This window comes from Streptomyces sp. NPDC056144 (genome assembly GCF_042264145.1).
Lineage (GTDB): Bacteria > Actinomycetota > Actinomycetes > Streptomycetales > Streptomycetaceae > Streptomyces.
This window is the reverse complement of record NZ_JBHJVF010000004.1, coordinates 207,474-230,204: the sequence shown is the minus strand read 5'-3', so window position 1 is coordinate 230,204 and position 22,731 is coordinate 207,474. Positions and strand designations below refer to the sequence as shown.

At 72.3% G+C, this 22,731-nt stretch carries 17 protein-coding genes and 2 pseudogenes; 1 reads left to right on the top strand and 18 read right to left on the bottom strand.

Annotation, left to right across the window (positions count from 1 at the left end):
• Window positions 1–27: 27 nt before the first annotated feature.
• Window positions 28–987: a homocysteine S-methyltransferase gene (mmuM, locus tag ACFC0Z_RS15090; protein ID WP_376437162.1), complete on the bottom strand. Its 960-nt coding sequence runs from the start codon at window positions 985–987 to the stop codon at window positions 28–30.
• A gap of 13 nt (window positions 988–1,000) precedes the next feature.
• Window positions 1,001–1,924, bottom strand: coding sequence for an LLM class F420-dependent oxidoreductase (locus ACFC0Z_RS15085; RefSeq protein ID WP_376437160.1), 924 nt, complete (start codon window positions 1,922–1,924; stop codon window positions 1,001–1,003).
• Window positions 1,925–2,193: 269 nt separating this feature from the next.
• On the opposite strand from ACFC0Z_RS15085, the gene ACFC0Z_RS15080 reads away from it, so the two are divergent.
• Entirely contained in the window at window positions 2,194–2,469 is a 276-nt protein-coding gene (locus tag ACFC0Z_RS15080) for a hypothetical protein (protein ID WP_376437157.1), read from the top strand.
• 47 nt (window positions 2,470–2,516) lie between these two features.
• Here ACFC0Z_RS15080 and ACFC0Z_RS15075 read toward each other — a convergent pair whose 3' ends face one another.
• From ACFC0Z_RS15075 to ACFC0Z_RS15000, 16 genes and pseudogenes are all read right to left on the bottom strand, one after another.
• Window positions 2,517–3,008, bottom strand: coding sequence for a DUF6099 family protein (locus tag ACFC0Z_RS15075; protein WP_376437154.1), 492 nt, complete (start codon window positions 3,006–3,008; stop codon window positions 2,517–2,519).
• 126 nt (window positions 3,009–3,134) lie between these two features.
• Window positions 3,135–3,521: a nucleotide pyrophosphohydrolase gene (locus ACFC0Z_RS15070; RefSeq protein ID WP_376437151.1), complete on the bottom strand. Its 387-nt coding sequence runs from the start codon at window positions 3,519–3,521 to the stop codon at window positions 3,135–3,137.
• Window positions 3,518–4,858, bottom strand: coding sequence for an ATP-binding protein (locus tag ACFC0Z_RS15065; RefSeq protein WP_376437148.1), 1,341 nt, complete (start codon window positions 4,856–4,858; stop codon window positions 3,518–3,520). Before ACFC0Z_RS15065 ends, ACFC0Z_RS15070 begins: the two co-directional genes overlap by 4 nt.
• Window positions 4,859–5,027: 169 nt before the next feature.
• Window positions 5,028–5,399: pseudogene (locus tag ACFC0Z_RS15060) on the bottom strand (cell division protein SepF); the annotation flags it as partial.
• 112 nt (window positions 5,400–5,511) lie between these two features.
• A complete protein-coding gene (locus ACFC0Z_RS15055; protein WP_376437145.1) occupies window positions 5,512–6,744 on the bottom strand; it encodes a PLP-dependent aminotransferase family protein in 1,233 nt (410 codons plus the stop codon).
• An 81-nt stretch (window positions 6,745–6,825) separates the two neighbouring features.
• Window positions 6,826–7,536: a GntR family transcriptional regulator gene (locus ACFC0Z_RS15050; protein ID WP_376437143.1), complete on the bottom strand. Its 711-nt coding sequence runs from the start codon at window positions 7,534–7,536 to the stop codon at window positions 6,826–6,828.
• A 74-nt stretch (window positions 7,537–7,610) separates the two neighbouring features.
• The gene (locus ACFC0Z_RS15045) at window positions 7,611–8,618 is read right to left on the bottom strand and encodes a proline racemase family protein (protein WP_376437141.1); all 1,008 of its coding nucleotides are present in this window, start codon (window positions 8,616–8,618) and stop codon (window positions 7,611–7,613) included.
• A gap of 73 nt (window positions 8,619–8,691) precedes the next feature.
• Window positions 8,692–9,606 carry a dihydrodipicolinate synthase family protein gene (locus tag ACFC0Z_RS15040; protein ID WP_376437138.1) on the bottom strand — a complete coding sequence of 305 codons (915 nt, stop codon included), beginning with the start codon at window positions 9,604–9,606 and terminating at the stop codon, window positions 8,692–8,694.
• A gap of 97 nt (window positions 9,607–9,703) precedes the next feature.
• Window positions 9,704–10,525 (bottom strand): putative protein N(5)-glutamine methyltransferase, encoded by an 822-nt coding sequence (locus ACFC0Z_RS15035; RefSeq protein WP_376437135.1) that lies wholly within the window; start codon window positions 10,523–10,525, stop codon window positions 9,704–9,706.
• Between the two features lie 130 nt (window positions 10,526–10,655).
• Window positions 10,656–13,727 (bottom strand): alpha-mannosidase, encoded by a 3,072-nt coding sequence (locus ACFC0Z_RS15030; protein ID WP_376437131.1) that lies wholly within the window; start codon window positions 13,725–13,727, stop codon window positions 10,656–10,658.
• Between the two features lie 57 nt (window positions 13,728–13,784).
• A pseudogene (locus ACFC0Z_RS15025) lies at window positions 13,785–15,443 on the bottom strand (glycoside hydrolase family 13 protein).
• An 8-nt stretch (window positions 15,444–15,451) separates the two neighbouring features.
• Entirely contained in the window at window positions 15,452–17,209 is a 1,758-nt protein-coding gene (locus tag ACFC0Z_RS15020; protein WP_376437128.1) for a beta-galactosidase, read from the bottom strand.
• A gap of 76 nt (window positions 17,210–17,285) precedes the next feature.
• Window positions 17,286–19,244, bottom strand: a complete 1,959-nt coding sequence (locus tag ACFC0Z_RS15015) for a glycoside hydrolase family 5 protein (protein ID WP_376437125.1) — start codon at window positions 19,242–19,244, stop codon at window positions 17,286–17,288.
• Between the two features lie 102 nt (window positions 19,245–19,346).
• Window positions 19,347–20,264 (bottom strand): carbohydrate ABC transporter permease, encoded by a 918-nt coding sequence (locus ACFC0Z_RS15010; protein ID WP_376437122.1) that lies wholly within the window; start codon window positions 20,262–20,264, stop codon window positions 19,347–19,349.
• A gap of 5 nt (window positions 20,265–20,269) precedes the next feature.
• On the bottom strand, window positions 20,270–21,265 hold the full coding sequence (locus ACFC0Z_RS15005) for a carbohydrate ABC transporter permease (protein ID WP_376437119.1): 996 nt from the start codon (window positions 21,263–21,265) through the stop codon (window positions 20,270–20,272).
• Entirely contained in the window at window positions 21,265–22,536 is a 1,272-nt protein-coding gene (locus ACFC0Z_RS15000) for an ABC transporter substrate-binding protein (protein WP_376437117.1), read from the bottom strand. The genes ACFC0Z_RS15005 and ACFC0Z_RS15000 overlap by 1 nt, the downstream gene beginning before the upstream one ends.
• Window positions 22,537–22,731: the final 195 nt, after the last annotated feature.

Here is a 22,731-nt window from a genome sequence, read left to right as displayed (position 1 = left end):
CATTTTCCACCCGCCGGCCGGGTGGTCTCAGCCCGCCGAACCCCCGCCGAGCGCGGCGATCGTTCGTGGGCCGACCCGGCAGCAGCCGCCGATCAGGCGGGCTCCGGCACTCGCCCAGCCGGCGGCCAGGGCGACCGCCGACCCTCCCGCCCCCTCCCCCTTCCCCTCTCCCTCTCCCTCTTCTTCGGCCGGGCCGAAGACGGCGGAGCCGTACCAGCCGCGCGCCTCCGCGTCCCACAGCTCTCCGCTGTTCGGGTAGACCACGACGGGCTTGCCCGTCACGGCGGCGGCGAGCCCGACGGCGGGGCCGGCCTCCCCCGGGTCACAGCAGTTCACGCCGACCGCCACGACCTGGTCGTTCCCCGCGGCGAGGGCGAAGGCCTCCGCCAGGTCCTGGCCGGCCCGCGTCCGGCCGCCCTCGACCGTGTACGAGAGCCACACGGGCACCCCGCACCCCTCGACCGCCCGCAGCAGCGCCTCGGCCTCGTCGGCGTCCGGCACGGTCTCCAGGGCCAGGACGTCGGGCCCCGCCGCGGCGAGCGCCTCGATCCGCGGCCGGTGGAAGCGCTCCAACTCCCGTACGGAGAGCCCGTACCGTCCCCGGTACTCGCTCCCGTCCGCGAGCATCGCCCCGTACGGACCGACCGACGCGGCGACCCAGACCTCCTCGGCCACCCGGCCGGACGCCAGCCGGGCGAGCTCCACGCTCCGGGCGAGGAGCCGCTCCGTCTCCGCCCGGTCCGCGCCCCGCCGGGCGAACCCCTCGAAGGTCGCCTGGTAGCTCGCGGTGGTCACCACCCGCGCCCCGGCCCGCACGTACGCCGCGTGGGCCGCCTCGATCTGCTCGGGGCCGTCGTCAAGGAGCCGTGCGGACCAGAGCTCGTCGGAGAGGTCGCATCCCTGCGCCTCCAGCTGGTTGGACAGCCCGCCGTCGAGGACGAGCGGCCCCTCGGCGAGGGCCTCGGCGAGCGTGCGGACCGGCTTCATCGTCGCCCCCCCCTCAGCCCAGCTGCGACTGGACCTGGGCGGAGATCAGCTCCAGGTGGTCCAGATCGTGCAGGTCGAGAACCTGGAGGTACACCCGCGAGGAGCCGAGGGCCGCGTACCGCCCGAGCTTGTCGACGACCTCGGCCGGCGAACCCGCCAGACCGTTCGCCTTGAGCTCGTCCACCTCCCGTCCGATAGCGGCGGCCCGCCGCGCGACCTCCGCGTCGTCCTTGCCGACGCACACGACCAGCGCGTTCGAGTACACGAGGTCGTCGGCGGAACGGCCCGCCTCCTCCGCGGCGGCCCGCACCCGGCCGAACTGGAGCTCGGTCTCCTCCAGTGAGCCGAACGGCATGTTGAACTCGTCGGCGTACCGCGCGGCGAGCCGGGGCGTGCGGCTCGCGCCGTGCCCGCCGATCAGGACCGGGATCTTCTCCTGGAGCGGCTTGGGCAGCGCGGGCGAGTCCGTGAGCCGGTAGTGCTCGCCCTCGTACGAGAACGTCTTGCCGAGCTCGGTCCCCCACAGGCCGGTGACGATCGCCAGCTGCTCTTCGAGGCGCCCGAACTTCTCCTTCGGGAACGGGATGCCGTACGCCTTGTGCTCCTCCTCGAACCAGCCCGCACCGAGGCCGAGTTCGATCCGGCCGCCCGACATCCGGTCGACCTGGGCGACCTGGATGGCGAGCACACCGGGAAGCCGGAAGGTGCCCGCGGTCATCAGCGTGCCGAGACGGATCCGGCGGGTCTCCCTGGCGAGACCGGCCAGGGTGATCCACGCGTCCGTCGGGCCCGGCAGCCCGTCGGCCGAGCCCATGCTGAGGTAGTGGTCCGAGCGGAAGAACGCGTCGAAGCCGAGGTCCTCGGTCGCCCGGGCGACCGTGAGGAGCGTGTCGTAGTCGGCCCCCTGCTGGGGCTCCGTGAAAATGCGAAGATCCATACCTCCATCCTGCACCGTCGGGTGCCCGCCGCCCGTCCATCGCGCCGTGTCAACCTCGCCGTCAGCCCACGGGCCGCTCCGGCCCGGTCGGGTGAAATATCCGACCCCCTGGCGGGACGCGTCCGCCCCGGCCAGTGACCGTGGACGGGACCCGTCGTTGGCTCGGGCGGAGCCGGACCGCCCGGCCCACGTGCCGGCGGCCGCTGCCGGTGCGTCGCTCTCACCCGCGTCCCGTCCACGGTGACGGGGTCCGGGCCGAGGAGGCCGCCATGTCCCAGGAAGCCGCGCCGGAGCGGGCCGTGCCCGAGCAGTCTGTGCCCCAGCCCGGCACCCCTGCTCCCAAGGGCCTGCTCCAGCAGATGGAGGAGCTGATGGCGGCGCTCTCCGCCGACCTCTCCCAGCTGGACGCCGACATCCAGTCCTCGGCCGACCGCACGGACCAGGAGCAGCCGCAGCACCGCGAGAACACCCCGTACGACTCCACGCGCCACGACTCCACGCGCCACGGCCGCACCCCGCACGACGGCGCCCCTTCCCCCTTCTAGCTCCCCCGCCGTCACCCGTCCGCCCCCGGCCGAGCGCCGTCCGCCGTTCACGTCGGACCCTGGCCGGGGCCCGCCCGTCCACGGGCCGGGTCGGGCGGGCGGGCCCGCTCCCGGTCCCGGTCCCGGACCGCCAGTCGCCGCAGCATCCCGCCCACCCGGTCGTTCGACTCGTCGACCGCGTCGATGGCCTCGATGCACTGCCAGTACAGCCCCTCCTCGTCGGTGGCGCAGGCCACCCCGACGAGCGCGATCCCGACCTCCCCGAGGAGCGCGCCCAGCGCCGTCAGCGCCGCGCCCGGATCTCCGACCTCCGTCAGCCGGCCCGCGCGCGGTCCCGCCGCGCCCCACGCCGGATACTCCCCGGTCTCGCTCAGCCCCCTCGCCTCGCCGCGCACCTCCAGCGGTCCGCAGAGAGCGAGATGACTCCCTATCGCCTGGGCGAGGGCCTGTGCCTGCCAGGCCTCCGCCACGATGTCCTGTGCTGTCCCGCTCCCCGCCAGCGCTTGCCGCCCGGCCGCGATGAGCCGTTCCGCCTCCATCAACGCCGCCCCCGTTCTTACGACTTACTGCCCACTCATTCCACTACCCAGAGTGAGGCCGCCTGAGCCCCGACACCAGAGGAATTCGGAAATCTGTGGACAGTAAGCTCGATGGGGAAAACGCGATCACTCCGAAGAGTGACGAGCCCCGCCATCCCGCCGCCGGACCGGGAACCGCACCTCGTTCCTGTCGATCTTCGCCGCGAGCGCGACCAGCGGATCGACCCCGAGCACCTCGCAGAACTGGAGCAGATAGGCGAGCACGTCGGCCACCTCGTCCTCGACCCGGTGCGCCGTGCCGGGGTCCTCCATCACCCGCCCGGCCTCCTCGGGCGTCAACCACTGGAAGATCTCCAGGAGTTCGGAGGCCTCCACACTGAGGGCCGCCGCCAGGTTCTTGGGCGTGTGGTACGGCTGCCAGTCGCGGGCCGCCGCGAAGGCGGCCAGCCTGCGCTGGAGCGCCGCCAGGTCGCCGCGGCCGGACGTGCTGTCACCGGTCTCTTTCTCTGTCACCCACCCAGGTCTACCACTGTCACCCCGGGCGTCCGCCGCGCCTCCTCCGTCGACCGCTCCCCCACCGCCCCGACCAGCCGGACGTGCCCGTCGGCCGCGATCTCCGCCGCGAGGCGCAGCAGTTCGCGCACCTGCCGGCCGTCGAGCCCCCGGTCCAGGCCGTCGGTGAGCAGGGTCAGGCTCTGCATGGCCTCGGGCACCTCGGCGATCCGGTCCATCGCGAGCACACCGGGGCCCGTGAGCAGGGTGAGCGCGAGGGCGAGGTAGCGCAGTTCGCCGTCCCCGAGGCGGCCGAGCGGGGTCGGCGTCCGCTCGCCCCTTTCGAGGACGGCGCGCACGGTGCCGTCCGGCAGTTCCTCCACGCCGATCCCCGTCACAAGCCCCACGCAGCCGGCCTGCGCCACGGCCGCGAGGCGGTGGTGGCGGCGCGGGCAGTCCGTGTGGGTGCGGTGCAGGACCTCGGCGAGGTTGGCGCAGCCGCGCCGGAGCCGTCCCTCGCCCGGGAGCACCGGGGTCCGCATGGTCCCGGGCCCGGGGTCGCAGGGGAAGACGGACCGCAGGGCGATGACGACCTGTTCGGCGGCGGCCAGGACCTCCAGCTGCCCGGGGGTCTTGCCCGCGACGCGCAGCGGGAGCAGGGCCGTACCGAGCAGGTCGTCGGGCAGTGGTGCCCGTGTGACGGGTGTGGCGCCCGCGGTGTGCCACTCGGCCTGGACGGTGGCGCGTCCGGGATCGCGGAGGGCGGTGGCGAGCAGGACGCGGCCCCGGCCGGTGAGCCGTTCACCGACGATGCGGAGCCGGGGCTCGACCTGGACGGCGAGGTCGAGGTGGACCGGGCCGGCCGGGCCGTCGACCGTGCACCCGATCCGGAAGCCGCGCCGCCCCTGGGCGTCGGGCCGGGCGCGTTCGGGTACGTGGTCGACGGCGGCAGGGAAGACCTCGTGGAGCGAGTCGCCCGCACCGAGCCTGGCGAGCGCCTCGTACGCCCGCAGGGTGGTCGACTTGCCGCTGCCGCTCGACCCGGCGAAGAGCGTGACGGGCCCGAGGGGATGGACGGCGCCGCGGTGACCGGCGAACGCGGAGAGGCGGAGCTCGGTCACGACGGGCCGGGCGGTCCCCCGCGCGGCTTGCGACGGAACGGCGCCCCCGGAGGGCGTACGGCCCTGAGGCGTACGGCCGGAACGGGGGCGGCCGAGGGAGTCGATGTCAGAGGAGGTATCGCCAGAGGCGGGAGGGCCGGATGGGGCGGGAGGGCCGGATGGAGCGAGTGGGATGGATGGGGTGGGCGAGGGAGCAAGGTGGGTGCGCGCGAGCATGCTGCCGCCGGTGAGATCCATGCCCGGACCGTATGCGGCACATTCCCTGACGAACCGTTACCTCGGAGCGACCTTCCTACGATCGAGGGACGCCGGTCCGGCGGCCGCCCTCGGCGTCACTCCCGTACCTTCCCTCGTACCTGCCCTCGTACCTCTCCTCGTACTCCTCCGTGCCCCCGTCCTCGCCCATCACGCCCTCGACCTCCGTGCCGGCCGGCGCGAGGAGGAAGACGTTCCGGTCGACGCGGTGCATGCCGCTGCCGAGGCCGAAGACGACGCCGCTGCTGAAGTCGAGGATGCGCTTGGCGACATCGGTGTCGGCGCTCGTCAGGTCGAGGAGGACCGGGATCTGGGCGATGAGGTACTCGGCGACCTCGCGGGCGTCGGCGAAGACCTGGACCCGCAGCACGACCATGCGGCGCTGCTCTTCGGACTCGTACTGCTCGGGGATCGTGCGGTGGTCGACCCTGGACGGCCATTCGTCACGGCCGCGCAGGGGGACGACCTGGGCGAGGCCCTCCCACTGCTCGTCGGTGACGTCGTACCTCTCGTACCTACTCATGCGCCCATCCTCCCGCCCCTCACCCGTTCGGCCCAACAACGACACGAGCGGATGCCGAGAGGTTGGTGGGCGGACGGCGGACGGACAGCGGGCGCGCCCACCTGCCGACGGCTCAGGCGAAGGCCTTCGCCAGCCTGCGGAGCCCCTCCCGGATCTCGTCCGGCGCGTGCGTGGTGAACGCGAGCCGGATCGCGGCCGGGTCCGGCTCGCCACTGTAGAACGGCGCCCCGGGCACGTACGCCACCCCGTGGCCGACGGCCGCCTTGAGGAGCGTCGTCGCGTCGTGGCCCGCCGGGAGGGTCGCCCAGACGAACATGCCGCCCTCCGGACGGTTCCAGGCGCTGCCCTTGGGGAGCGCGCCGGGCAGGCCCGCGAGCATGGCGTCCCTGCGCTCCCGGTACGCGGCGGCGATCGTGGCGACGTGAGCGTCGAGGTCGTTGTCGCGCAGGTAGCGGGCGGCAGCGACCTGGTCGACGGTCGAGGTGTGCAGGTCGGAGGCCTGCTTGGCGATCACGCAGGCGCGGCGCAGTCCCGCCGGGGCCCGGAGCCAGCCGAGGCGGAGGCCGGGCGCGAGGATCTTGGAGAAGGAGCCGAGGAGGACGGTGCGGTCGGCGGCGACGGCCTCGCCGGCGATCCAGGGGACGTGCTCGCCGTCGTAACGGAGTTCGCCGTACGGGTCGTCCTCGACGATCCAGAAGCCGTGCCGTGCGGCGGCCTCGGCGACGGCGGCGCGGCGCTCGGCGGGGAGGGTGCGGCCGGTGGGGTTCTGGAAGGTGGGGACGACGTAGAGGAGGGTGGCCTTCTCGCGGGCGGCGATCTCCTCCAGGGCGGCCGGGACGATGCCCTGGTCGTCGGTGGGTACGGGGACGACGCGGGCGCCCGCGAAGGAGAAGGTCTGGAGGGCGGCGAGATAGCAGGGGTCCTCGACGAGGACGACGTCCCCCGGGGAGACGAGCGCGGCGGTGAGCAGCGTCAGGGCCTGCTGCGAACCGGTGGTGATCAGTAAGTCGTCGGGGTTCGTGGGCAGTTCGCGGTGCCCGAGGCGGTCGGCTATCGCCGCGCGCAGCTCGGGGTCGCCCTCGGTGGTCGAGTACTGGAGCGCCCTGCGTCCGCTGTCGGCGAGGACGCCGTCGTACGCGGCCCGGATTCCCTCGACGTCGAAGAGTTCGGGGGCAGGCAGACCGCCGGCGAAGGAGATCATGTCGGGGCGTGCGGTGAGGGCGAGGATCTCGCGTACCGGCGACGCCTCGACGCGGGCCAGGCGGGCGGCGACGGGGGGTACGGGCGCGGGAGCCTCAAGTCCGTTGCCGGAGGCGGGAGTAGAGGCGTCGTCGGCGAGATACATGGCCGTAGCATATGAATGCGCCCGCCTCTGTCAAGGGGCGGGCGCATGTGACGGCGGCGCGAATCAGCCAATTCGACTGCGCTAGGGGGTCGTTGACTCCCTGGGCCCTCCGATGGCGACCGGTTCGTTCCGGGAGTCGGCCCAGAGGGAGCGGACGTGGCCGAGGTGGCGGCGCATGCACTCCTCGGCGCCACCGGCGTCTCCGTCGAGCATCAGGTCGAGGAGTTCGAGGTGCTCCTCCGCCGAGGAGACCAGCTTGCCCGCCGCGTCGAGGCCCGTCAGGCCGTACAGGCGGGAACGCTTGCGCAGTTCACCCACCGTCTCGACCAGGCGTTCGTTGCCGGAGAGGGCGAGCAGCGCGAGGTGGAAGCGGCGGTCGGCCTCCAGATAGCCGATGAGGTCGTGCTCCCGCGCACGGGAGACGATCTCCTCGGCGACCGGGCGGAGTTCCTCCAGCTGCTCGCGCGTGGCCAGGCGCGTCACGCGGGCGATGGTGGGGACCTCGATGAGGGTGCGCAGCTCGGTGAACTGGTCGAGGTCGCGCTCGCTGACCTCGGTGATGCGGAAGCCCTTGTTGCGGACGGGCTCGACGAGGCCCTCGCGGGCCAGGTCGAGCATCGCCTCGCGGACGGGGGTCGCGGAGACGCCGAGGTCGGCGGCGAGACCCGGCGCCGAGTAGACCTGCCCGGGGCGGAGCTCGCCCGCTATCAGGGCGGCTCGGAGGGCATGCCCGACCTGGTCGCGGAGCCGCTCCTGGGCTCTCACGAGGCCGTACTGTTTCAGGTCACCCATCGCGCGTCCTCCGAGATCTCACGGAGGAGCATCGTACAATGTCACGTTTCCCTGGCGACCCGCCCTGCACGGGGTCAGAGCAGGAACCCCGCGGGGAAGGGGTCGTCCGGGTCGAGGAAGTACTGGGCGGTGCCGGTGATCCAGGCGCGGCCGGTGACGGTGGGGATGACGGCGGGCAGGCCGCCGACCTCCGTCTCGCCGACGAGGCGTCCGGTGAACTCGGTCCCGATGAAGGACTCGTTGACGAAGTCGGTGTCGAGGGGCAGTTCGCCGCGGGCGTGGAGCTGGGCCAGGCGGGCGCTGGTGCCGGTGCCGCACGGGGAGCGGTCGAACCAGCCCGGGTGGATCGCCATCGCGTGCCGGGACCGGGTCGCGTCGGAGCCGGGGGCGGCGAGGTAGACGTGCTTGAGTCCGGCGATCTCGGGCTGCGTCGGGTGGACGGGCCGGTGGTCGGGCGAGGCGTTGATGGCGTCCATGACGGCGAGTCCGGCGGCGAGGAGGTCGTCCTTGCGTGCGCGGTCGAAGGGCAGGCCGAGGGCGTCGAGGTCGACGAAGGCGTAGAAGTTGCCGCCGAAGGCCAGGTCGTAGGTGACCGTGCCGTAGCCGGGGACCTCGATCTTGCGGTCCAGCGCGACGCTGAACGCCGGCACATTGGTCAAGGTCACGGACTTCGCCGCGCCGTCCTCCACGCGGACGTCGACGCTGACCAGGCCGGCCGGGGTGTCCAGGCGGACGGTGGTGACGGGTTCGACGACCGGGACCATGCCCGTCTCCACCAGCACGGTCGCCACGCCGATGGTGCCGTGGCCGCACATCGGGAGGAGACCGGAGACCTCGATGTAGAGGACGCCGTAGTCGGCGTCGGGGCGGGTGGGCGGCTGGAGGATCGCTCCGCTCATCGCCGCGTGCCCCCGGGGCTCGTACATCAGGAGCGTACGGAGGTGGTCCATGTGCTCGATGAAGTGCAGCCGCCGCTCGGCCATCGTGGCACCGGGGATGACCCCGACACCGCCGGTGATCACGCGCGTGGGCATGCCCTCGGTGTGCGAATCGACGGCGTGGAAGACATGACGCGTACGCATGGAAGTCCCTTCCTTCGTAGGTGGATTGCCCGCTGAGGGCTGTCGGCGGTGAACGTCGTGACGTCGGTGACCGTCAGCGATGACCGTCGGCGATGACCTTCTCGGTCGCGGCACGCACGACGGCGTACTGCTCCGGGGTCAGCGGCGCGCGGGGCGGCCGGGTGGCGCCTCCCTGGCGTCCCGCGAGGTCCATGGACAGCTTGATCGCCTGGACGAACTCGGTCTTGGAGTCCCAACGGAGCAGCGGGTGGAGGGACTTGTAGAGCGGCAGCGCCGTCTTCAGGTCCCCCGCGACGGCGGCGTGGTAGAGCGTGGCGCAGCTGTCCGGGAGGGCGTTGGGGTAGCCGGCGATCCAGCCGACGGCCCCGGCGAGGGCGAGTTCGAGCAGCACGTCGTCGGCGCCGACGAGGAGGTCGAGCCCGGGGGCGAGCTCGGCGATCTCGTAGGCGCGGCGGACGTCCCCGCTGAACTCCTTGACGGCGACGATGGAGCCGTCCTCGTACAGGCTCGCGAGCAGCGCGGGCGTCAGGTCGACCTTGGTGTCGATCGGGTTGTTGTACGCGACGACGGGCAGGCCGGCCCGGGCGACCTCCGCGTAGTGGGCGCGTACGGCAGGCTCGTCGGCGCGGTAGGCGTTCGGGGGCAGGAGGAGGACGGAACCGGCACCGGCCTCGGCGGCCTGCTCGGCCCAGCGACGGGACTCGGCGCTGCCGTACGCGGCGACACCGGGCATGACTCGGGCACCGTCACCGGCGGCGGCGACGGCGGTACGGACGACCTGGGCGCGCTCGGCGTCGGTGAGGGTCTGGTACTCACCGAGGGAGCCGTTGGGGACGACACCGTCGCAGCCGTTGGCGATCAGCCAGGCGACGTGCTCGGCGTAGGCGTCGTGGTCGACGGAGAGGTCTTCGCGGAGCGGGAGGGCGGTGGCGACCATGATGCCGTGCCAGGGGTGGGCGCGGTGCGCCGGGACGTGCTCGCGGGTCATGAAAGGTCTCCCTCGAATGGTGTGTGACATTTCACCATTGCCCTTCTGGTAGCCACAAGAGGCCACAAGAAACGACACCGGGAGGGAGCAGCCTCGCTCAGGGAGCCGTGACCGGTGCGCGTCCCGCGTCGGCGCGGGCGACGATCACCGTGGCGTCCAGCTCGTCGTCCGTGGCCACGCGCGCGTGCAACCCGGCGGCGGTGGCGGCGGCCACGGCCTCGTCGGACTGCCGTTCGCTCGTCTCGAAGAGCAGGACCCCGCCGGGCGCCAGCCACGCGGCGGCCTCGGCGACGACCCGGCGCAGGACGTGGAGTCCGTCGGCGCCCCCGTCGAGCGCGACCCGGGCCTCGTGGTCCCGGGCCTCGGACGGCAGGAGGTCGATCTCCTCGGTGGGCACGTACGGAACGTTGGAGAGCAGGACGTCCACCCGCCCCTTCAGCCCCTCGGGAAGCACGGAGAAGAGGTCGCCCTCGTAGACGAGCCCGCCGACCGGCGTGACGTTCCGCCGCGCGCAGCGGACGGCGGCCGGGTCGACGTCGGCGGCGTGCAGCTCGACCTCGTCGAGGGAGGCGGCGAGCGCGACGCCCAGGGCGCCGGAGCCACAGCACAGGTCGACGACCACCGCCCGGGCGGGCGCACACCGGGCGGCCTCCCGGACGAGCGCCTCGGTACGCCGCCGGGGCACGAACACCTCGGCGTCGACCTCGATGCGCAGCCCGCAGAACTCCGCGTACCCGACGACGTGCTCCAGCGGCAGGCCCACGACCCGGCGCTCGACCATCTCCTCCAGCTCGGCGGCGTCCCCGGCGGCGGACATGATCATCCGCGCCTCGTCCTCGGCGAACACGCAGCCGGCGGCGCGGAGGCGGGAGACGACGGCGGACTCGGAGTGGTCGAGCGAGGTGGACGGGATCGACATGAAGGCCTTTCGCCACGGAGGGGAGGGCGGAGAAGAGAGAGGACGACTCGTCACACTATCGGCATCGGCCCTCGCCCTCACCTCGGTATTCACCGGCGGCGGGGCCAGGTGGGGAGAACCTCGCGACGGCTCAGGGTGCCGGCCGCAGCCGGATCGTGAGGATCTGGAACGGGCGCAGTGTCAGAAGCACCTGCCCCTCGGCCGTCATCCGGACGGTGTCGGGCCGCCCGCCGTCGCTGTCGGCGATCGGGCGTTCCAGAAGGTCGGTCACGGTGGCCGCGGCGGCCGGGAAGCCGAGCGCCATCAGGGCCGTCGCCCGCCCGCCGTGCGCCTCGTAGAGGCGGACGACGAGGTCGCCGGAGCGGTCGTCGGCGAGCTTCACCGTGTCGACGACGACGGCGTCGGCGTCCGTGGCGACCAGAGGGACGATCCCCGCCGGGCTCCCGGTGACGGCGCGCTCGGGCACGTTGAAGCCGTACCCCTCGCGCACCGCGTCCGCGATGTCCGCGCCGATCACGAAGCCGTACCGCAGGTGGTGCCTGCCCCGGTCGGCGTCCGGGTCGGGGTAGCGCGGGGCCCGGAGCAAAGTCAGCCGGACGGTCGTGGTGGTGCCGCCGTCGGGGCGGACGTCGCGGGTGACCTCGTGCCCGTAGGTCGAGTCGTTGACGAGGGCCGCGCCCCAGCCCCGTTCGCCGACGTGGAGGAAGCGGTGGGCGCAGAACTCGAACTTGGCGGCGTCCCAGCTGGTGTTGGTGTGGGTGGGGCGCTGGACGTGCCCGAAGGGGATCTCGGCGCTGGAGTGGTCCGCGCGTACGTCGAGCGGGAAGGCGGCCTTGAGGAGCTTCTCCCGCTCCTGCCAGTCGATGTCCATGTCGACGTCCAGGCGTCGGGAGCCCGCCCGGAGGGAGAGGAACTGCTCGATCCGGGAGTCGCCGAAGGTCCGCGTGATCCGCACGCCGTCCGGCTCCGCGCGTACGGACTCGGCGTCGACGAGGTCGAGCACGGTGTTGCGGTAGAAGGCGTCGATGTCCCAGGCGTCGTACTGGTTGGGGAAGTCCTGGTGCAGCTGGAGCAGGTTGGCCGTCGCGCCGGGGGCCAGGGCCTCGCGGCCCGCCGTGAGGTCGTACGCCGAGGTCACCAGGCCCCGGGCGTCGACGCGGATCCGTACGAGCCCGTTGTCGAGGACGTGACCTCCGTCCTCGACCGGTACGGGCGTGACCGGGCGGGCCGGGTGAGCAGGATGGCCCGGGGGCTCGACGCGCGCGGCTCCGAGGGCCGGGACGCCGTCACGGCTGTAGGGGGAGGCGTTGAAGACCACCCGTTCCCCGCCCTCCCCCGCCAGGGCGCGCTGGGCCGCGCCGACGATCGTCTCCAGCTCGGCGGTCACGGCGGCGTAGGTCGCCTCGGCCTCGCGGTGGACCCAGCCGATGGAGGAGCCGGGCAGGATGTCGTGGAACTGGTGGAGCAGCACCGTCTTCCAGAGACGCTCCAACTCCTCGTACGGGTAGGGGAATTCGGTCCGCAGTGCCGCGGTCGCCGCCCACAGCTCGGCCTCCCGCAGCAGGTGCTCGCCGCGCCGGTTTCCCTGCTTGGTGCGCAACTGGCTGGTGAGCGTGCCGCGGTGGAACTCCAGGTAGAGCTCGCCCACCCAGACCGGGGCGTCGGGGTACTCGGCGTGGGCGCGCTCGAAGAAGGCGGCCGGGCTCTCGACGGTGACCTTCGGCGAGCCTTCGAGGTCCCGCACCCGGGCGGCGCGGGCCAGCATCTCGCGGGTGGGGCCGCCACCGCCGTCCCCGTACCCGAACGGGAGAAGGGAGGTGCCGGCGGCCTCCTTGTCCTGGAAGTTGCGGACGGCGTGGGCGAGTTCGGCTGCGGTGATCTCGGCGTTGTAGGTGTCGACGGGCGGGAAGTGGGTGAAGATCCGGGTGCCGTCGATGCCTTCCCACCAGAAGGTGTGGTGGGGGAACTTGTTGGTCGTGTTCCAGGAGATCTTCTGGGTCAGGAACCAGCGCACGCCGGCCAGCTTCATCAGCTGGGGCATGGCCGCGTTGTAGCCGAAGGTGTCGGGCAGCCACATCTCCGTCGTCTCGACGCCGAACTCGTCGAGGTAGAAGCGCTTGCCGTGGATCAGCTGCCGGGCGAGCGCCTCGCCGCCGATGATGTTGGTGTCGGGCTCCACCCACAGGCTGCCGACGGGCAGGAACTGCCCGGTCTTCGCCTTCTCCTGGACGCGGCCGTAGACCTCGGGGCGGCGCTCCTTGAGCCAGGCGAGCTGCTGGGCCTGGGACATGGCGAAGCGGAAGTCCTCGTGGTCGTCCATGAGGTGGGTGACGTTGGAGAGCGTCCTGGCGACCTTGCGCACGGTCTCGCGCAGCGGCCAGAGCCAGGCGGTGTCTATGTGGGCGTGTCCGACGGCGGACATGCGGTGGGCGCTGGGGGCGGCCGGCGCGGCGAGGGCGGGACGGAGCACCGCGCGGGCGGCCGGGGCGCTGCCGGGGACGTCCTGGAGGTCGACGACGTCCAGGGCCCGTTCGACGGTCCGCTGGAGCTGCCAGCGGCGCGGCTCGGACTCGGGGAGTTCGCGCATGAGTCCGCCGAGGACGTCCAGGTCCTGGGCGAGTTCCCAGACCTCGTGGTCGAAGACGGCCAGGTCGGTGCGGAGGACCTGGTAGATCGGGGCGCCGGGGGTCCCGCTGTCCGTACCGGTGAGCCAGGGCGGGAGGTCGCCGGTGTGGCTGGGGAGGTGGTCGTCGTTGAGGTTCGGGTTGGCGGCGGCCTCGACGTAGTACGTGAACTCCTCGCCGCCGACGGCCGGGTCGGCGACCGGGATGTAGGCGTTGCGGGGATTGAGGGCCTTCACGACGGTGCCGTCGGCGCGGTGGACCAGGCCCTCGCTGGAGAAACCCGCGCCGGTGTGGTTGAAGCCGATGTCGACGACGGCCTCGACCCGGCGCCCGGCCCACTCCTCCGGGACCCTGCCGCTGATCCGGAACCAGCTCGTGGTCCACGCGGGCCCCCAGCGGTGGCCGATCGCGACCGGCTCGTACGGGGCGGCGATTCCCTCGGCGACGGGGACGGGTTCACCGGTGACGTTCCAGATCGCGAGGGAGAGCGGGACGGTGCGGGCGTGGACGGCGGGCCTGATCCGCTCGTCGAGGACGCGGGCGAGCCGCTGCTCGGTGAGGCGCTGCCTGCTGTGCATGGGAGTCTCCGGAGTCGTACGGGGTGAGGTCGGCGTGCCGGTCGGCGGGCCCGGTCGTCAGACCGTCCACCACACGGTGGTGTGCGCGGGAAGGACGAGAACCGGGTCGGGCCCGCCTTCGACGTCGTCGACCGGGGAGCTGGAGAGCAGCGGGCGGCCCGTCGCGGGGACGATCAGTGCCCGGTCGGTCGTGTTGGCCGTGCAGACGAAGCCGGGCCGCCGGAGGACGAGGACGCCTTCGGGGGCTTCGTCCCACTCGACGGTGTCACCGGCGCCGAGGCCCGGGTGCGACCGGCGCAGGGCGAGCGCCGCCCGGTACAGCTCCAGCGTCGAGGCCGGGTCGCCGGTCTGGGCCTCGACGCTGAGCGGGCCCCAGTCGCCGGGCTGCGGCAGCCAGCTGCCGCCCGTGCCGAAGCCGTACGAGGGGCCGGTGACGGTCCAGGGCAGGGGCACCCGGCAGCCGTCGCGGAAGCCGTCCGTCTTCCCGCTGCGGAGGAAGGTCGGGTCCTGGCGGGCCTCGTCCGGGAGGTCGACGACCTCGGGGAGGCCCAGTTCCTCGCCCTGGTAGAGGTACGCGGAGCCGGGCAGCGCGAGCATGAGGAGCGTGGCGGCGCGGGCCCGGCGCAGCCCGAGGACGCGGTCGCCCGCCCGCGGGGGCTCGCCTCCCGGCTGCGGGCCGGCGAACCGGGTGGCGTGCCGGGTGGTGTCGTGGTTGGACAGCACCCAGGTCGCCGACGAGCTCACCTCGCGTACGGCTTCCAGCGAGGTGTCGACGACCCGCCGGATCTCCTCGGCGTCCCAGGAGACGCCCATGAGGTCGAAGCCGAAGGCCTGGTGCAGCTCGTCGGGACGTACGTACAGGGCGGTGCGCTCCGGCGTCGGCGCCCACGCCTCGGCGACCGCCATCCGCTCCCCCGGGTACGCGTCGAGGATCCGGCGCCACGCGCGGTAGATCTCGTGGACGCCGTCCTGGTCCCAGTACGGCGTGGGCTCGGTGCCGAGCATCCGGCGCTGGTCGGTGCGGTGGACGTCGGGCAGTCCCCCGGCCTTGACGAGGCCCTGGGCGACGTCGATCCGGAAGCCGTCGACGTCCCGGTCGAGCCAGAACCGCAGGACGGAGTGGAAGTGCTCCCGTACGGCCGGGTGGTCCCAGTCGAAGTCGGGCTACTCGGGGGCGAAGAGGTGGAGGTACCAGTCGCCGGGGGTGCCGTCCGGGTTCTCCGTACGGGTCCAGGCGGGGCCGGCGAAGACGGAGGTCCAGTCGTTCGGGGGCAGCTCCCCCCGCTCGCCCTTGCCGGGGCGGAAGTGGAAGCGGTCCCGGTACGGCGAGCCCGGCCCCTCCGCGACGGCGCGCCGGAACCACTCGTGCTGGTCGGAGCAGTGGTTCGGCACGAGGTCCACGATCACCCGCATGCCGAGCGCGTGGGCGTCCCGGACGAGCCCCTCGGCGTCCGCGAGGGTGCCGAGCACGGGCTCGACGGCCCGGTGGTCGGCGATGTCGTAGCCCGCGTCGGCCTGGGGCGAGGCGTAGAAGGGGTTCAGCCACAGGGCGTCGACGCCGAGCTCCTTCAGGTACGGGAGCCGGGCCCGGACGCCGGGGAGGTCGCCCATGCCGTCGCCGTTCCCGTCGGCGAAGCTGCGGGGGTAGACCTGGTAGACGACGGCTTCCCGCCACCAGGACGGGGCCGGGCTTTCGGGAGCGTTCGTGGGGGTCATGGGGGCTTTCAGTCCTCGGTGATTCCCAGGTCGGGCGTGCCGCGCAGTTCGACGTTCCGGGTGGTGGAGCCGTGCAGTTCGAGGACGGTGATCTCGTTGCGTCCCGCGCGCAGCACCGGGGCGGGGACGTACAGCGTGGTCTGCGGGCCGCGTGACCAGTAGCGGCCGAGCGCGAAGCCGTTGACCCAGGCCAGGCCCTTGGTCCAGCCGTCGAGGGCGAGGAAGCCGTCGGCGGGCCGGTCGAGGTCGAGGTGGCCGCGGTGGAACGCGGGGCCGACCGGGGGTGCCGAGGGGTCGAGAGGTGCGTAGGCGGGCGCGTCCGGATCGTCCATGGGCAGGGGACGGCTGTACCAGTCCACGAGGGGAAGGCCGTTGGCGGTGACGGCTCCGAGCAGGCCCTTGCGGTCGTGCATGGCGGGGCCGTAGTTGACCCGGCCCTGGTTCTCCACCAGGACGGCGAGGTGGGCGCCCGCCCGGGGGACGAGGAAGGTGAGGGCGCGCTCGTGGTTCTCCCGCTCCAGTACGCCGACGGGCTGGCCGTCGACGAAGACCTGGGCGCGGTCGCGGACTTCGTCCACCCGGAGGACGGCGGGGCCCGCGTCGGGGAGGACCGTCTCGTACAGGACGAAGCCGAAGGACTGGCCCAGCTGCTCCATGGTCAGCGGGCGGTCGGCGTGGGCGGAGGGGCCGCCGATCCGCTCGACCTGGTTCAGGAGGCTTGCGCACAGGTCGAGTTCGGCGACTGTGTCCTCGACTTTGGGGGCAGGCGCGGGGACCGGTTCGTCGGGCACGGGGGCGTACCGGGCGATGACCTCGCGGAAGGCCGCGTACTTGGGTCCGGGGTCGCCCGCCTCGTCGAGAGGGGCGTCGTAGTCGTAGGAGGTGGCGGTGGGGCGGTACGTGCCCTTGTCGTTGGCCCCGTTGGTGAGGCCGAAGTTGGTGCCGCCGTGGAACATGTACAGGTTGACCGAGGCGCCGGCCGCGAGCAGCCGGTCGAGGTCGGCCGCCGCGTCCTCCGCGCTCCGGGTGATGTGGGTGCCGCCCCAGCGGTCGAACCAGCCGATCCAGAACTCGGAGCACATCAGCGGGCCTTCGGGCTGCTGGGCGCGGAGCTCGGCGAGCCCCGCGTCGACGCGGCTGCCGAAGTTGACCGTGCGCAGGACGCCGTCGAGTCCGCCGCGCTTGAGGTCGGAGGGCTGGTCGCAGGTGAAGAGGGGGACGTCGACGCCGTGCCGGTGGAGCAGTGCGGCGAGGTCGGCGAGGTAGCCGGAGTCGTCTCCGTAGGCCCCGTACTCGTTCTCCAGCTGTACGGCGACGACGGGGCCGCCCCGGGTCGCGAGGTACGGGCCCACGGCCGCCATGAGCGCTTCGAGGTAGCCGTCCACCGCCGCCAGGTAGCGGGGGTCGCGGCTGCGGAGCGCGATGTCCTCGTCGGCCAGCAGCCAGGAGGGGAGGCCGCCGCCCTCCCATTCGGCGCAGATGTACGGGCCGGGGCGGAGCAGGACGTGCAGCCCTTCGGCGGCGGCGAGGTCGAGGAAGCGGGGAAGGTCGAGGCCGCCGTCCACGTGGAACTCGCCGCGCCGGGGCGCGTGCAGGTTCCACGGGACGTACGTCTCCACCGTGTTGAGCCCCAGCAGCCGCGCCTTGTGGAGCCGGTCGGCCCACTGCTCCGGGTGGACGCGGAAGTAGTGCAGTCCGCCGGAGATGATGCGGAACGGACGGTCGTCGAGACGGAAGCCGTCTGCGGCGATCTCCAGTCGAGGCATGGCTGTGGTGCTCCTAGGTGTGTGCGCCGAGAGGTGCGGATGCGCGGAGTCGTGCGGGTGCGCGGTGCGGTGCGGGTCAGCTCAGGGGGCGGCAGAGGAGGGCGTCGGGCGCTCCGCCGTGCTGCCACTTCCAGGTGTAGGCGACGCCGGCGAGGTACTCGTCGTCGCGGCACTGGCCCTTGTAGGCGCCGGGCGCCCAGTCGCTCCTGACGGAACCGCCGGTGGCCGGACGGTTGTCACCCTGGTCGAACCAGAGCAGCCGGTTCGTGGTGGGCAGCGGCGCGGCGGAGGGGGCGCAGAGCAGGGCGGCCATGGCGTTGCCGTTGACGCTGTAGCCGACGGCATAGGTGTTCCTCGGGCATTCGAGCTTGTTGTAGCCGCTCGCCCAGTCGCCGTTCTTGACGTAGCGCTCGTCGATGACGGTGATCCACATGCTGTCGGCCTTGGCGAGCCCGCCGCCGGCGTCGGTGCACAGTCCGCGGTTGTTGCTGCGGGCGAGGGCGACGAGCCGCTGGCTGTCGGGACAGTTGCCCTTGCGGTTGCCGACGCTCCAGTCGGCCTGCTGCCGCATGGTGGCGGAGAGGTTCTGGTCGGCGAAGTCGAGGTTCACCATGTTCCAGTGGTCGACCCGGGCGACCTGGCCGGTCTTGCCGGGAGCGTTGACCAGCTTGTTCCAGGCGGTGGCGCGCCAGTCGCCGGAGTCGTTGACCGCCTGTCGCCGGCCGTCGGCCTCGTAGCTGATCAGCGCCCAGTTGTCGTTGATCCTGCCGCCGGTGCTCCAGCCGACCAGCGGCCACTGGGCGAAGTCGGTGTCGTTCGCGACCAGGATGTCGGTGAACCGGTTGAACCAGTCGATCTCCTTCTGGTCCGTCTGACCGCGTCCGCCGGTGCCGAACTCGCTGACCCACACGGGGGCGGTGAAGTGCTGGCCCTCCTCCGTGACGAACAGGGCCTGGTCGCGGACGACCCGGACGAGGTCCTCGGGCGAGAGGTCGCGGTAGCGCGGGTCGTTGGTCTCACCGTTCTGCCAACCGCCGCTCGCGCCGGTGTGGTTGGGTCCGGTGAAGCCGTAGAAGTGGGCCGCGTAGACCAGCTTGCCGGAGTTGATCAGGGTGTTGGAGAGGTTGCGGACCGGGGTGAGCGTGGGCCGGCCGTGGGGGAACATGCCCTGCGGGATGCCCTGCCAGTTGATGCCCTCCATGATGACGAGCATGTCCGGGTCGGCTTCGAGGATCCGGTTCCCCGCCAGCTGGTAGGCCTGGTAGAGGTCGTGGTCGTTGCCCCAGCCCCAGTTTGGGTCGTCGGTCGTGTTGCGGCGGACCTCGTTGCGCAGGTCCGCGCCGACGACTCGCTTGTTGGACTTGTAGCGGTTCACGAGGAAGAGCCAGTTGTCGATCCACTGCTGGGTGGACTGGCTCGTGTTCCAGCGCTCGTTGCCGTCGAGGGAGCAGCAGAAGCGGTAGGTGGTGGTGTGGTTGTTGAGGATGACCGCGAAACCGTCGGCGGTGAGGGCGGCGACGACCGCGTCGTACACCTGGAGCGGGGTCTTGCCCGTGAGCTGCGGGTTGGCCGCCACGGCCGCGTCCGGTACCGGCGTCCGGTCGGCGATCATCGCGTCGGCGTACGGCAGCCGGATGGAGTTGAGACCCAGGGCGTGGAAGTCGGCGAGGATCCGGCTGATCGGGGTCCGGTCCAGGCCGAGCGGGATGTTGTTCGACTTCTGGTCCGCCTGGTGGTTCGCGACGTCGTTGACGTCGCCGCTGCCCTCCCAGGTGCCCTGGGCGCCGGCCCAGTTGCTCGCCTTCAGCTTGAAGCGGTCGCCGTCGGCGTCCACGATGTACCGGCCCCGGGTGCTGAGCGGGCCGGTCCAGGACGCGGCCAGCTGCTCGCCGGTCATCGGGACGGGGGCGCCGGTGACGACGGCGGGGGCGAGGGGGGCCGCGGTGGCGGGGAGCGCGCCGACGAGCAGGGCGCCGGTCGCCAGTGCGGTGGTCAGGGCCCGGGTGACGGTCCTCGCGAGGCCGCCTGCAGGCATGCGTGATCTCATGGTGCTGTCCTCCAGAGCGTGGGAGTGAAGGAGGTACGGCGTTCCGGACCGGCTGTCCGAAACGTGGGGTGAAGAGCCGAAGAACGGCCGTCAGCCCTTGAGGCCGCTGTGGGCGATGCCTTCGACGATGTAGCGCTGGGCGACCAGGAACATGACCACCAGAGGGGTGATGGTCACGACGGCGCCCGCGAAGAGACCGGGCAGATTGACGGTCTGCGCCGTCAGGAAGGTGGACAGGGCGATCTGCGCCGTCCAGGCGGTCGGGTCCTGGCCGATGACCAGGGGCCACAGGAAGGCGTTCCAGCTGTCGATGAAGGCGAGCGCGCCGAGGGAGGCGAGCATGGCGCCGGAGGACGGCAGGGCGATCCGGCGGTAGATGCCGAGCCAGCCGAGGCCGTCCAGGCGGCCGGCTTCCTCGATCTCGCGCGGGAACTGCAGGTAGAAGTTGCGGAACAGCAGGACCGCGAAGGGGTTGAAGAGCGCCGGGGCGATGATGCCCCACAGGGTGTTGATCCCGCCGAGCGAGCCGACGACGACGAAGGTCGGCACGAAGGTCGCCGAGCCGGGGATCATGAGCGTCGCGAGGACGAGGCCGAGGACGACCCCGCGACCGGGTACGGGGATGCGGGCGAGCGCGAACCCGGCGGCGGAGGCGAGCAGGGTGGACAGCGGGGCCGTGATCGCGGCGATCAGCAGGGAGTTGGTCAGGGACCGGCCCATGTTGACCATGGGGTCGCTGAACAGGGCGGTGAAGTTCTCCCAGTGCGTCGTGGAGGGCCACCAGGTCCACTCCGGCGACGTCAGGGTCTGCGTGTCCATGAGCGCGTTGCGCAGCATGAGGTAGAAGGGGGTGAGGAACACCACCATCAGGACTCCGGCCAGCAGGCCGCGCGCGGGGCGCCGCAGGGCGCGCGCTCCGACTCGTACGGTCGACAGGGTCGACACGCTCGACTTGGTGGTCACGGTCGACTCGGTGGTCACGGTCGACTCGGTGGTCGCGGTCGTCACCGGGCTCACTCCTCACTCTTTCCGAAGCCGGTGAACCGCCCCTGGAGCAGGGTCACTCCGACGATCAGGGCCGTGAGGACGAAGGCACCGGCCGAGCCGAGGCCGTAGTTCTGGACGCCCATCGCGGTGTCGTAGAGGTACATCAGCGGGGTCTTCACCGGGACGGTGCTCGTGCCGGAGAGGCCGCCGGCGAACAGGTTGTAGAACTCGTCGAAGGCCTGGAAGGCCGCGATGAAGAGCAGCATCAGGACGGCGACCGAGGTGTTGCGCAGCATCGGCAGGGTGATCCGGCGCAGCAGGCGCAGCCCGGTGGCCCCGTCGAGGGCGGCGGCCTCGTACACCTCCTTGGGGATGGCCTGGAGTCCGGCGAGGAACAGCACCATGTAGAAGCCGACCTGGAGCCACAGGCGCAGGGTGACCAGGGCGATCCAGTACAGCGGGGGGTCGCCGGCCTGGAGCCAGGGGGTGGTCTCCATCCCGAACCAGCCGCCGATCATGTTGGCGATGCCGGCCGGCATGCCGCTGAACAGCGACATCTTCCAGAGCAGCGAGGCGGCGACGTACGAGACGGCCGCGGGGATCAGGAACGCGGTCCGCAGGACGGCCCGGCCCCGTCGGATCCGGTGCACGAGGAGCGCGAGGCCGAGCGAGGCGGCGAACGTGACCGGCACGATGACCACGGTGAACAGCAGGATCTTGACCAGGGAGTTCCGGAAGACGGCGTCGCCGAGCAGCTGCCGGTAGTTGTCGAGCCCGACCCAGTCGCCGAGCGCGATGGTGCCCTGGGCGTCACTGAAGCTGAGCAGGAGGCTCCAGCCGATGGCGATGTACTTGAACAGGCCGAGGCCGATCAGCATCGGCAGCGTGAGCAGGGCGAACGCGCCCCAGGAGCGCCAGTCGGCACGGCGGGCGCGGGCGCGGGTGCGGGCGGGGCCCCGCGGTGTGTCCGCGGGGCGCCCTGCACTCTCGGAGCGAGGCGCGGAGTGCGTGGTGGCGTTCATCAGGACAGCTGCTTGTCCACGGCGAGCTGGGCCTGCTCGGCCGCTTCGGCCAGCAGCTTGGCGGCGTCTCCCTGACCGGTGACGAACTTCGAGACGGCCCCGCCGAACGGGGCGCCGGAGGCGTTGTCCCAGGTGTTCGGGTTGCTCCGGCCGTACTTCGCGGCGAGCTCGACGGCCTCCTTGGCGGTGCCCTTGCCGAGCTTGGTCGCCGTGGCGGCGACGGACGTACGCGGCGGGACGTGGAAGCCGTAGCCCTCGGACCAGTCCTGCTGGAGCTTCTTCTGGTCGATCCAGAGCCACTTGACGAACTGCTTGGCCGCGTCCACGTTCTTGCCCTTGGCGTTGACGCAGCTCGTCCAGCCGCCGACGCGCAGGACCGGGGTGCCGCCGGCCTTGAACGCGGGCCACGGCAGGATGCCGAAGTCGTCGCCGAGCGCGCTCTCGATGGCGGGCATGGCCCAGAGGCCGGACCACTGCATGGGCACGACGCCCTGGACGAGGGCCGAGGGGTCCCACCAGTCGGTGGTGAAGCCGAGCAGCAGGGACTTGTCGTCGTGCAAGCGCTTGAGGCCGGTGACGGCCTCGACGGCCTGGGGCGCGGCGAAGGCGATCTTGCCGTCGGCCACGAGTTCGCCGCCGTTGGAGAACACCGAGAGCGCCGGGGTCTCGCCGATTCCGTCGTTGGCGACGAACAGGCCCTTGGTCTTCTTGGTGGTCAGCGCCTTGGCGGCGGCGACGAGCGCGTCGAAGGTGGTGGGCGGGGCGATGCCGGCCTTGGCGAGGACGCTCTTGCGGTAGTACAGCATCTGGACGTCGTCGATCATCTTGACGCCGTACAGCTTCCCGTCGACGGTGACGAGGCCGCGGGCGCCCTCGTTGAAGTCGTCCTTGGCGCTGCCGTACTCCGCGTCGAGCGCGGCGACCTGGCCGCGGCGGGCGAGGCCCTGGGTGAAGTCGCCGTGCTCGAAGACGTCGGGTGCGGCTTCGGTGAGCAGGGAGGCGTTCAGCTTGGCCGTGTAGTCGCCGGGCACCCAGGTCACCTTGACCGCGATGTCCGGGTTCGCCTTGGTGAACTCGGTGGCGTAGCGGGTCAGGGCCTGCTGGGTGCCGGCCTCGCCGTAGGCGTGGGACCAGACGTTGAGGGTGGTCTTCGCCCCGTTCGAGGAGTCACCGGTCGGGCTGGTCGTACAGCCGATCGCCGTACCGGCGACGAAGAGGAGCGAGCCCCCGAGGAATCCTCTGCGGCTAAGCTGGGTTCTCTGTGCGCTCATGGCGTTTCCTCGCATGGTGATGTGGGCGTGCGGGTTGCGTAGGCCGGCGGGGCCGGTGTCCGACGTTCACGGCTGGCAGGCGGTGACGGACACCGGTCACGTCGGTGACGTGGACCGGCGACCGGGGGCGACCCGGTCACGCGGGGTTCGGGGGGTGGCGGTCGGCGGGGCGGCGGTCGGCGGGGCGGCCTTTCG